The sequence below is a fragment of the Actinoallomurus acaciae genome, from assembly GCF_042429965.1.
Classification (GTDB): Bacteria; Actinomycetota; Actinomycetes; order Streptosporangiales; family Streptosporangiaceae; genus Actinoallomurus; species Actinoallomurus acaciae.
In genome coordinates this window covers 1-10,730 of sequence record NZ_JBHLZP010000281.1, presented here as the reverse complement: position 1 = coordinate 10,730, position 10,730 = coordinate 1, and the positions used below count along the sequence as shown (strand labels likewise).

The window sequence follows — 10,730 nt, the reverse complement described above, 5'->3', positions numbered from 1 at the left end:
GCTGGCGGTCGCGCTGTGGCCGGACGACGGTCCGGGCCGCGCCGGCGCGCCGCCTGGGGTTCCGCCGCCCGCCGTCACCGTGGGATCGGCCAACTTCGCCGAGAGCTCCCTGCTCGGCGAGGTGTACGCGCAGGCGCTGGAGGCCAAGGGATACCGGGTGACGCGGAGGTTCAACCTGGGCGACCGGGAGACGTACCTGCCGCAGGTGCGGTCCGGGCAGATCGACGTGATCGCCGAGTACACCGGCGCGCTCGCCGTGTCGCTCGACCCGGCCGGCACCGCCGTCACGGCGGCGCAGGTCGACGCGGTCCTCGCCCGCACGCTCCCACCCGAGCTCGAACTCCTGCGCTCCGCGCCGGCCGAGGACAGGGACACGGTGACGGTCACCAGGAGGACCGCCGAACGGTACGGCCTGCGGACGATCGCCGACCTCAGGCCGGTGGCGGGCGACCTGGTCATGGGCGGCCCGCCGGAGTTTCAGACACGGCACCAGGGCCTGGTCGGGCTGCGCGGCACGTACGGGCTGAACTTCCGGAGTTACCAGCCGTTCCAGACCGACGACCGGACCACGGTCGTCCGGCAGCTCAAGGACGGCCACATCGACGCGGCGGACCTGTTCGCGACCGAACCGGCGATCGCCGAGGGCGGGCTCGTGGTGCTGGCGGATCCCGAGCACGTGTTCAGCGCGCAGAACGTCACGCCGCTGGTCCACCGTTCGGCGCTGAGCGCCGCCGGCCGCGCCGCGCTCGACGCCGTCTCGGCGAAGCTGACGACCGGCGCCCTGCTGCGCATGAACGTCCGCATGCTCACCGACCGGGTCCCGGCCCGTACGGTGGCCGCCGACTGGCTGCGTCAGGCGGGCCTGCTCACCACGCACGGCCTGGTCACCACGCATGGCACCGCTCCCTGACGGCCGCCGCATGCGATCACGCGGCCACCATGGCGATGACCGGCCATGCTCCGGCGCGGCACTCGCGCCGACGGTTCAGCCCTACTTGATGAAGCCCTGCTGCTTGAGCCAGTCATGGGCGACCTGCTTCGGCTCGTAGCCGTCGACGTCGACCTTCGCGTTGAGCTGGCTCATGGTCTCGTTCGTGAGCTTCTGCGCCACCGGTGCGAAGATCTTTTGGATCTGCGGGTACTTGTCGGCGATCTGCTGGCGCAGGGTGAGCGAGGCGTTGTAGACGGGGAAGAAATGCTTGTCGTCCTCCAGGACCTGCAGGTGCTTGGCGGGAATGCGGCCGTCGGTGGTGAAGACCTCGCCGAAGTTGCAGGTCGAGCCCTTCGCGGTCTCGGTGTAGATGACCCCGGTGTCGAGCTGTTTGACGTTCCCCGCCGGGACGTTCATCTCGTACGCCTTCTTCAGGCCGGGCCAGCCGTCGTCACGGGTGGAGAACTCGCTCTCGATGCAGAATGTCGCCTCGGCGGGCTTCGTCTTGAGCAGGTTCGCCACGTCGGACATGGTCTTCACGCCGAGCTGCCGGCCCTCCGCCTGCCGGATCGCGAACGCGTAGGTGTTGTTCAGCGGAGCGGGCGGCTCCCAGACGATCTTGTTTTTGGTCAGGTCCTCCTTGGCCACCGCCTGGTACTGCTCGGCGGGGTCCGGGATCGGCTTGGCGTGCTTGAGATAGGTGATCCAGCCGGTCCCGGTGTAGTCCCAGTACAGGTCGATGAGGCCTGAGGTCAGCGCGTTGCGGGTGTTGGTCGACCCCTGGATGTTGGTCTTGTCGGTGACGGTCGCGCCGTGCGCGCGCAGCAACTGCAGGGTCATCTGCCCGAGCACGAGTTGTTCGGTGAACTCCTTCGAGCCGACGCGGAGCGACGCCCCCTTGAGCTCCTGGCCGGCGCTCCCCTGTTCGACATCGGACTTGGTTCCGCCGCAGGCGGCGAGTGACGCGGCAAGAGTGAGTACTCCGAAAGTCGTTCCGATGGCGCGAAAACGCATGTGAACCTTTCTCTCTCGGCCGGTCGTGGCGATCGGCCCGGACGTCGGTCGGGCGGAATCGGTCAGGAGAGACCGCGCGGTCGTAGCACGTCCTCGGCAAGGCTGCCGAGCCAGTCGACCAGGAACGCGATGCAGCAGGTGAGGACGCCTCCAGTGATCAGGACCGGATGGCGTGACAGTTTGATGCCGTTGACGATCATGTCGCCGAGTCCACCCGCGTTGACGAAGGTGGCGAGCGTGGCCACGCCGACGGTGAGCACCAGTGCCGTCCGTAGACCGGCCAGGATCACCGGCACGGCGAGCCGTAGCTCCACCGACCGCAGCACCTGCAGCCGCGTCATCCCCATGCCCCGTGCCGCCTCGACCAGGGCGGGGTCGACCTGCTGGATGCCGACCATCGTGTTGCGGAGCACGGGCAGCACGCCGTACGCGACCAGGCCGATCATGGCGATCTTGAACCCGACTCCGAACTTGATGGTGAGGAGCACCAGCACGCCGATGGAGGGGATCGCCTGGCCCAGGTTGGAGAGGCCGAGGATGACCGGGCTCACCCACCTGGCCCGCGGCCGCGAGACGAGGACGCCGAGAGGGATCGCGATGACGACGATGATCACGCTGGCGACCAGCGTGAGTTTGAGGTGCTCGATCACCCGGTCGTGCATGTACGTGTAGTTCAGCGTGCGCCGCTCGATCGAATCGAGCCTGAGCCCGTGCACCCACAGGTAGAGCACGCCGAGCGCGGCGGCGATCGCGAGCGGCGTCCCCAGGTGCCGGAGCAGGACGCGTGCCCGGCCGCGTCGTGGTGCCCGGGTGTCACCGATCTCGCCGGTGACGGGCAGCGTGTCAGCCACCACTCGGCTCGACCTCCCGGCTCTCGCTGTTGATCGCTTGGCAGATGTCGTGGTACGTCAGGCGGTGACGTACGTCCCCCGCGACGGTGGCGACCTCCTCGGTCCCGTGCGCGACCATGGCGTCCAGCGCCTCGCGCAGCGTCGCCGTCGCCTCGACCTCCGGCAGCCCGGCCGTCCCCTCCGGGCCGTCGCCGGCCGTGCGGACGTCCTCGACGGTGATCAGGGCCAGGCGCTTCAGCGTCCCCGCGGTGCCGATGAAACCGGCGACGTAGTCGTCCGCGGGAGCACTCAGGATCCGCGCCGGCCGGTCGTACTGGGCGATGTGGGACCCCTCCCGCAGTACGGCGATCCGGTCACCGAGCCTGATGGCCTCCTCGAAGTCGTGCGTGACGAAGATGATGGTCTTGCGGAGTTCGCGCTGTAGGCGCAGGAACTCGTTCTGCAGGTGTTCGCGGGTGATCGGGTCGGTGGCGCCGAACGGCTCGTCCATCAGCATCACCGGTGGGTCCGCGGCGAGCGCGCGCGCCACCCCGACGCGCTGTTGCTGCCCGCCGGACAGCTGACGTGGATACCTTGAGCGAAAGTCCGCCGCGTCGAGCCCGACCAGGCCGAGCAGTTCGTCCACCCGGTCGCCGATCCTGCTCTTCGACCAGCCGAGCAGCTTCGGCACCACGCCGACGTTCTGGGCGATGGTCAGGTGCGGGAACAGCCCGATCTGCTGGATCACGTAACCGACGTGGCGGCGCAGGTCGTCCGGACGCATCTTCAGCACGTCCTCGTCGCCGATGCGGATCTCGCCGGAGGTCGGCTCGATCAGCCGGTTGATCATCTTCATCGTGGTCGTCTTCCCGCACCCGGAGGGGCCGACGAAGACGACGAGCTCCCCGGCCGGCACGTCGAGCGAGATCGCGTCCACGGCGGGGTCGGACCGTCCCGGATAGCGCTTGGTGAGCTCGCGCAACTCGATCCGGACGCCACCGTCACTGTTCTCGAACACGAAGACCCCTCGGACTGGTTAGACGGCGGACGATGAGGAAGAACAGGTCACAGAGAAGGGCGAGGATCACGATGCCCAGCGTTCCGGCCAGCGCCTCGTTCAGCGAGTTCGCCGAGCCCAGCCGGGCCAGCCCGTCGAGGATCTGCTGGCCCAGCCCGGGACCGGCCACATACGCCGCGATCGCGGTGATGCCGATGATCATTTGGGTGGCCACGCGGATCCCGCTGAGGATCAGCGGCCAGGCGAGCGGGAGCTGAAGACGCCACAGGACGTGGAGGGAGCTCATCCCCATGCCGCGTCCGGCCTCGGTGACCGCCGAGTCGACGCCGCGCAGGCCCACGACCGTGTTCCGGATGATGGGCAGCAGCGAGTAGAGGGTGAGGGCGAACACGGTCGGTGACCAACCGAGGCCGAGCACCGGGATCAGCAGACCGAGCAGGGCGAACGACGGGATCGTGAGGAACCCGCTGGAGACGCCGATGGCGAAGCCGCTCAGCCGCCGGTGCCGCCAGGTGAGTACCCCGATACCGACCCCGAGCACGGTGGCGATGGCGATCGACACCGCTACGACGAGTGCGTGCTGTCCGAACGCACGCATGAGCTCGTCCGACCGCGTCTGGACGTACTCGGTGAAGGTCATCGCACTCTTTGAATAGCCATGATTTATACCTAATTGTCAGGATCTAACGCGTGGAGGGTGGAAGCTTACGGCATGGAACGGTACGAAACCATGTGTGGACCCTGAGTTACGACGGCAACGGTCGCGTCCGCGCGCGGTGCGCGGGCGCTCGGCGCGCGGATGACGGCAGCGGGCGGGAGGTCCGGTCCGTTGTCGCGAGGCAAGCAGTTGACCTGCGAAAACGTCGATGATCATCGTGTGCGTGCGAGGCCGTGCGATCGCGGCCGGGAGCACACCGCGCCGGGAGCGGATCACAACGAAGATTACGTTTTGGCATCGCAGGCGCGAAATCCGCCGGAGCGGGATCAATTAGCCGACGAAACGTTCGGCGGCGGGCCGCCGAACGGGTCTCACCCCTTGACGGTCAGCAGGGGACGCAGCTCGACGACGGGGTCGGCGACGCCCGCGTTCCGCAGACTGGAGACGACCGGGCCGACGTCCTTGTAGACCCAGGGCGCCTCCTGCTTGAGGTCACGGCGCCAGGCGGCCATGACGTCGGCGCGGTGGGCGACCTTGGGATCGCGGTGGTCCAGCGGCGTGACCACGCGGAACTCCGCCAGGAACGCGTCGAGCTCCTTGTCGTTCGCGCGTGAGGCGGCACCGCGCGGAACCCGGCGGCCCGCGCCGTGACAGGCGCTCGCCAGCGACCGCGGGTTGCCGCGGCCACGCAGGAGGTGGCTCGCCGCGCCCATCGAGCCGGGCACGATGACGGGCTCGCCCCACAGTGCGTACGGTCCGCCGGCCGTCTCCGCATAGCCTCCGGCCGGGGTGGCGCCCTTGCGGTGGGTGACGGTGTCTCCGTCCTGCCAGAGCAGGTTGTGCGGCGCGTCGTACACGAGGTCGGCGGTGAGGTCGCCGCACTCGGCGGCCAGCCCGGCGCGCAGCATGAGGGACAGGAAGAACCGGTTGCCGACCGCGAAGTTCGCCGCGTTGCCGAGCGCGTCGAGGTAGCGCCTCCGCCGCGCCGCGGAGCGCTCGTCGAGCAGCATCGGAATGATCTTGTTGTCGGGTGCGGGGAGCTCCTCCGGCCACGCGGCGCGGGCCTGGTCCATGCCGTCGGCGTTCGCCTGGTGGCCGAGGGACAGCGAGCCGCTGTGCACCATCGAGACGATCTGGCCGAGTTCGAGCCCCCAGGCGTACGCGGCCTGCCGGTCGTGGACGGCGGCGACGTACTGCAGTTCGGCGAAGTGGTTGCCGCCGCCGACACCGCCGATGATGCTGTCGTAGCTCGTGCCGCCCGCGCTCGTGATCCAGTCGCGGAACGGCTCGGCGGTCGTGGTGGGGTAGCGGGAGCGGTGGATCCGGTCGTGCCGCTCGTCGTCGCGCAGCGCCGCCCAGACGCCGTCATCCGGCCGGGGACCCGCGTCGAGCAGGCCGGGCAGGCCGTCGCGGAGCAGGCCCTCGCGCTGCGCCGCGGTCAGGGCGATGCGGCGGCCGCCCTCGAAGAACAGGTGGCGCAGGCGGCGTTCGAGGGCGTCGAGCCGTGGCCGTACGTCGTCCACGGTCAGCGAGGTCGTCTCCACGCGCATGCCGCAGTTGATGTCGTTGCCGACGGCCTGCGGGATCAGCGCGCCGCGGGTGCGCAGGACCGTACCGATCGGGATGCCGGCGCCCTTGTGGAGGTCGGGGGTGAGCACGACCTGGGTGATCGCGGCGTCGCCACCGAGGCGTTCGAGGGTGCCGGCGGTCTGGAGGACGGTGAGGATCTCGTCGATGGCGCTGGATTCGATCGGCACGTCCTCGGCGGCGCAGATGTCGACCGGGACGTGCCAGGGGTTGGGCAGACGCAGCCAGTCGTCGTCGACGCGGACGAGTCGTGGGTCTTGCGTGGGAGAACTGGGCATGAGGCCTTCCTGGTGGCTGCTCGATGAGGCATGAGGAATCGCCGCCGCGTTTTCGGTGCGCGGCGGGTCGCCGGTATTCCCCGGGGTTCAGCAGCCGCGAGGTGGAACGACGATATCCCGCCCGGCCGGGACGGCCGCAACGGGATTTCGCCGGTTCTCCGGTCAGCGGGTCTCCACCGCCGGGGCCGGGGCCGGGGCGGTGAGCGGGGCCCGGCGGGCGCTGCGGAGGGTGCTGACGCTCATCGCCAGCAGCCAGTAGCTGAGGATCGCGCCCATGGAGGCGGTCGTGCCCCAGCCGTTGGCGGCGTAGAAGAACGCGGGCTTGTTGCCGAAGAACATCGAGGGGATGAAGGCGAAGTTGATCGCGGCCAGGACGTACGCCGAGCGGCCGGTCCAACGGGGGAGGGCCCGGGTGCGGCCGATCGCGTACCCGACGGTGGCGAGGAAGGTGCCGAGCAGCATGCGCCCGATCGAGCCGTACAGGATGTAGGTGCCGTTGACGGTGATGGTCGGATCGATCGGGTGGTCGGTCGCGATGACGGAGCCCGCCTCCAGGCCGTGCGAGATGAGGGTGACCACGACGTAGGCGAGCCCGGCGGCGGAGGCGATTCCGCCGATCCACTCGTGGCGCGGGCTGACGGACTTGATCAGTTCGCGGAAGCCGGTGACGAAGAGGAGGAGGAAGCCGAGGGCGAGGATGCCGATCAGCAGGCGGGACAGGACGTTCCAGTCCGGCGGGGCTCCGTCGTAGATGAAATAGAGCGGAACCTCGAGGATGAGCGCCATGGCGGCGGCGAGGCAGGTGAATCCGGTGAACTTCCGGGCGAGTTTCTCGTTCATTTCAGCTGGGGCCTTTCCAGAATCTCTTGCGGACAGGAGTAATCCTGCGCGGGAAGGCCATAGCGTGTCGGTGGGCGTGGACACCGGCTGAAGGTGGATCTGACACCACCCCTTCTCCGGTGGCACCAGTGCTCCGACCCGGGCTCCGGCGGGATATGCCGCTACGCCGGGGCGTCCCAGAGGTCGAGTTCCCGGTTGATCTCCTCGCGCGGCGACGTGTCGCCGCCCCGCGTCCAGTACTGCGCCGCGCGGCCGAACGGAAGGACGGTCGACGCCGCGCTGCCGAGGACGCCGACGCGGTTGTTCAACACGCGCGTTCCGCCTTTGCCGTCCGCGATCTGGTAGGACAGGACCCGTATCTTGCGTTGGTTGAACGGATACGGATTCCCGGACGGGTCGGTCCAATACTGGTTGAACCCGAAGTTGCGGAGAACGCCGTTCTTCGCCGCTCGCCAGGTCTGCTTTCCGGTGCTGACGAACACGTGGAAGTTGTTGATTCTCCCGTGTTTCCCGGTGGCGTCGGCCCGGACGCGAGATATGGTCTGGCGCCCGCCGCCGTACCCGGAGTCCAGGAACTTCCTTCCCGGTGACGAACGCAGCAGCGTCGTGAACGACTTCTCCTTGATCTGCCGGAGCTCTGCGCGCAGCCGGCTCACCAGCCCGCGGATGCGCCGGAGCATTCCGGCCAGCACCGCCATCACGCGCCCGACGTCGCCGGCGGTTCTCTCCGACTCCGCGGTGATCCGCTGCGCGGCGGCCAGCTCCGAGGCTCCGAACGTCTCGGCCGCGACCAGCTGGGCGCTGAGCCAGGCCAGCACCGCCCATGTCACCACTTCGCCGATCATCCCCCGGATGATGGCCTCGACGTCGGTGATGAGCGAGCTGACCAGCTGCAGAAGCGCCGCGGTCCGGTCGGCGCTGCCCGCGGTGTCGGTGATCCCGTCCCGCATCGCCGTCAGCCGCCGCCGTGCGGTGTCCGCGACCGTGCCCTGCCACGTCCCGCCGAGCGTCTGGTCCATGGTCTGGTCGAGATCGGTCGCGAGCCTGCGGCAGCCCTGGGCGATGCTGTCGAAGTTGTAGGCGGCCTGCCCGGTGGCGATCGGGTCACCCGTCAGCCGGTCCGTGATGGTCTTGGTCCAGTAGAACGCGTTCAGCAGAAAGGAGACGCCGCCCCGGAGCAGAAAACCGATCGGGTCGGCGATGATGTTGGCGTAATTGGAGCGTACTCCCAGGAAGGCGGCGGAGGCATCGGTGACCAGCATCGCGATATCGGTGCCGATGTTGTACTTATCGTCACTGTCCAGGTCGCCGAAGAACCGCCAGGTATGAAGGGCGGCCGAACCCAGCACGCCGGCGGACATGGGCAGGGAGGTGATGACGCCGTTCCAGGTCCGGTGGTTCTGGTAGAACTGCGAGGCCGGATTCAGCCGGCGAATGTCCTGGTCGGCGTGATCGTTTCCGACTTTCGCCAATACCTTCAGGCATGCCGTTTCGGCCGAGGAATAGTTGGCGGCCGTGTCGTGCAGGCGTTTCTTCGCGCCGTCGATGGCGCCGGACATGTGGTCGAGGTGTTGTTTGAACTCGGCCGCGAGTGACAGGAAGTCCTCGCGCAGGGAGCGGAGCAGCCCCCACGCGTGCGTGGATGACAGAGAACGCGCCACATCGTCGGTGGTGTGATGAAACGTCTCCACCCGGGACGTCAGTGCCCCGATGCCGTGCGCGGCGCTGCCGACGGCGCCGGCGGAGGCGGTGAATCCGTCCATGCGCCGCCCCTCGAAACGATCCGGTGGTGCCCGGCGTCAAGCGATGAACACCGAAGTCGATCTTACCGAGCGACCGGCCGGGGCTTGCGGGGGAGCCGCCCGTGAGCCGCGGCGACCGGGCGTCCGGGGGGTGGCCGTACCGGGCGTTCGATGGTATCTCTGGGTAGTTGACCGATTACCGGACGCTTCTTGGTGCGTCCTTGACGTCGCCGGTGAGGTGCGTTGGACGAGCGGATTGCCGCGGGCGGGAGGCCACCCCGCCATGTGGCGTGCGTGATGGACGGCAACGGCCGGTGGGCGGCGCGCCGGTCGCTGCCGCGCACGGCCGGGCATCGGGCCGCGGAGACCGCGGTGATCGACGTCATCGAGGCGGCGCACACGGCCGGGGTCGAGTGGCTGAGCCTGTACGCCTTCTCCACGGAGAACTGGCGGCGGCCTCCGGCCGAGGTCGCCTTCCTGATGCGGCTGGTGCGCCGCGCCATCCGCAGGCATGCCCTGTCGCTGCACGCGCGCGGCATCCGGTGCCGTTTCCTCGGAGTCGCCGATCCCCGCATCCCGCCGCCGCTGGCCCGCGACATCGCCGACCTGACGGCGCTCACCCGCGACAACCGGCGGATGACGCTGACGGTGGCGTTCGACCACGGCGGACGCCGCGACATCGTCGAGGCCGCGCGGTCGCTCGTCCGCGACCGGGTGCCGGCCGAGCAGATCACCGAGGAGACCTTCGCCCATCATCTGCCCCACCCGGACACACCCGAGGTGGACCTGGTCATCCGCACCTCCGGCGAGCAGCGCATCTCCAATTTCATGCTCTGGCACGTGGCCTACGCCGAGTGGGTCTTCCCCCTCGTGCTGTGGCCGGACTTCCGCGCCGGGCACTTCCGCGAGTGCCTGGACCTCTACCGGCGGCGCGAACGCTGGTTCGGCGACGTACGGATACCGACCATGACAGGAGACGAAACGTGACGAGCGAGATCGCGACCGCCCCGGCTCCGGCCGACCTGTACGGCCCGGACTCGATGCTCCGGCGGTTGTCCCACGAGGCCCGCTGGGGGCTGGCGGTGGCCCGCGCCACCGTCCTGGAGGCCGCGCACCCGCAGATCGGCGCGGCGCTGATCGACAACTCCACGTTCGTCGCCCACCCGTGGCGGCGGCTGCGCAACACCGTCCTCAGCGCCCAGCGGCTCGTCGACGCCGACGAGCGGGTGCGGCGACGGGAGGCGGCCCGGCTGGGCCGCATGCACGCCCGTATCGCCGGCACCGACGCCGAGGGCCGCCCGTACTCCGCGCTCGATCCGGGGGCGCGCGCCTGGGTGGTGGCGACGCTGTTCGAGTCCACGGTCACGATGTACCGGCTGGGCGGCCGGTCCCTCGACGTCGCGTCCCTCGGCCGCCTCTACGCCGAGTTCCGGCTGTTCCTCGCCCTGATGGAGGGCGGCGAGGGCGGCGAGGGCGGGCTTCCCCCGACGCTGCGGGAGTTCTGGCGCTACTACGACCTGATGGTCGAGGAGCGCCTGGAGAACACCGAGGCGGCCGCCCTCATCCTGCACCGGCTGTTCGCGCAGGTGCCCGCGCCGCCCGTGCTACGCGACCGCCCGGCGGTGTGGGCGGCGGGGCGGGCGCTGGCCGCCCCGCTCGCCACGACGGTCACCGTGGGGTCGCTGCCGGCCTCGCTGCGCGAACGACTCGGGCTCGCCGAGATCCCCGGCGCGCGGACGCTGACGCACGCCGCGTACCTGTCCACCGACCTTGCGTCGCGCCTGCTGCCGGACGCGTGGACGCGGCTGGAGACGGTCATGGCGATGTTCGAC

At 69.6% G+C, this 10,730-nt stretch carries 10 protein-coding genes; 3 read left to right on the top strand and 7 right to left on the bottom strand.

The annotated features are described in order from the left end of the window. On the top strand, positions 1-910 hold a 910-nt coding region (locus ACFFNX_RS30395), incomplete at its 5' end, for an ABC transporter substrate-binding protein (protein WP_378209302.1). 81 nt (positions 911-991) lie between these two features. On the opposite strand, the gene ACFFNX_RS30390 is transcribed toward ACFFNX_RS30395, so the two are convergent. The 7 genes from ACFFNX_RS30390 to ACFFNX_RS30360 all read right to left on the bottom strand — a co-directional run bounded on the left by ACFFNX_RS30390 (position 992) and on the right by ACFFNX_RS30360 (position 8,919). After that, the gene (locus ACFFNX_RS30390; RefSeq protein ID WP_378209301.1) at positions 992-1,945 is read right to left on the bottom strand and encodes a glycine betaine ABC transporter substrate-binding protein; all 954 of its coding nucleotides are present in this window, start codon (positions 1,943-1,945) and stop codon (positions 992-994) included. Between the two features lie 62 nt (positions 1,946-2,007). Next, on the bottom strand, positions 2,008-2,799 hold the full coding sequence (locus ACFFNX_RS30385; RefSeq protein ID WP_378209300.1) for an ABC transporter permease: 792 nt from the start codon (positions 2,797-2,799) through the stop codon (positions 2,008-2,010). Further along, positions 2,789-3,793: an ABC transporter ATP-binding protein gene (locus ACFFNX_RS30380; RefSeq protein WP_378209299.1), complete on the bottom strand. Its 1,005-nt coding sequence runs from the start codon at positions 3,791-3,793 to the stop codon at positions 2,789-2,791. The genes ACFFNX_RS30385 and ACFFNX_RS30380 overlap by 11 nt, the downstream gene beginning before the upstream one ends. Beyond that, positions 3,777-4,433, bottom strand: coding sequence for an ABC transporter permease (locus tag ACFFNX_RS30375; RefSeq protein ID WP_378209298.1), 657 nt, complete (start codon positions 4,431-4,433; stop codon positions 3,777-3,779). Before ACFFNX_RS30375 ends, ACFFNX_RS30380 begins: the two co-directional genes overlap by 17 nt. 389 nt (positions 4,434-4,822) lie before the next feature. After that, complete coding sequence (locus ACFFNX_RS30370) at positions 4,823-6,316, bottom strand: RtcB family protein (protein WP_378209297.1); 1,494 nt, start codon at positions 6,314-6,316, stop codon at positions 4,823-4,825. A 162-nt stretch (positions 6,317-6,478) separates the two neighbouring features. Further along, positions 6,479-7,156 (bottom strand): hypothetical protein, encoded by a 678-nt coding sequence (locus tag ACFFNX_RS30365; protein ID WP_378209296.1) that lies wholly within the window; start codon positions 7,154-7,156, stop codon positions 6,479-6,481. A gap of 161 nt (positions 7,157-7,317) precedes the next feature. Further along, positions 7,318-8,919, bottom strand: coding sequence for a hypothetical protein (locus ACFFNX_RS30360; protein ID WP_378209295.1), 1,602 nt, complete (start codon positions 8,917-8,919; stop codon positions 7,318-7,320). 222 nt (positions 8,920-9,141) lie between these two features. Here ACFFNX_RS30360 and uppS point away from each other — a divergent pair, with 222 nt between their 5' ends. Together uppS and ACFFNX_RS30350 are read left to right on the top strand one after the other, a co-directional pair. After that, entirely contained in the window at positions 9,142-9,885 is a 744-nt protein-coding gene (gene uppS, locus ACFFNX_RS30355; protein WP_378209294.1) for a polyprenyl diphosphate synthase, read from the top strand. Continuing rightward, a partial coding sequence (locus ACFFNX_RS30350; RefSeq protein ID WP_378209293.1) for an oxygenase MpaB family protein occupies positions 9,882-10,730 on the top strand: 849 nt, incomplete at its 3' end. The genes uppS and ACFFNX_RS30350, both read left to right, overlap by 4 nt.

Bases quoted from the DNA above. Each gene is read 5' to 3' on its own strand.
- ACFFNX_RS30360 (WP_378209295.1), bottom strand. From the start codon at position 8,919: ATGGACGGATTCACCGCCTCCGCCGGCGCCGTCGGCAGCGCCGCGCAC.
- ACFFNX_RS30390 (WP_378209301.1), bottom strand. From the start codon at position 1,945: ATGCGTTTTCGCGCCATCGGAACGACTTTCGGAGTACTCACTCTTGCC.
- ACFFNX_RS30375 (WP_378209298.1), bottom strand. From the start codon at position 4,433: ATGACCTTCACCGAGTACGTCCAGACGCGGTCGGACGAGCTCATGCGT.
- ACFFNX_RS30370 (WP_378209297.1), bottom strand. From the start codon at position 6,316: ATGCCCAGTTCTCCCACGCAAGACCCACGACTCGTCCGCGTCGACGAC.
- ACFFNX_RS30365 (WP_378209296.1), bottom strand. From the start codon at position 7,156: ATGAACGAGAAACTCGCCCGGAAGTTCACCGGATTCACCTGCCTCGCC.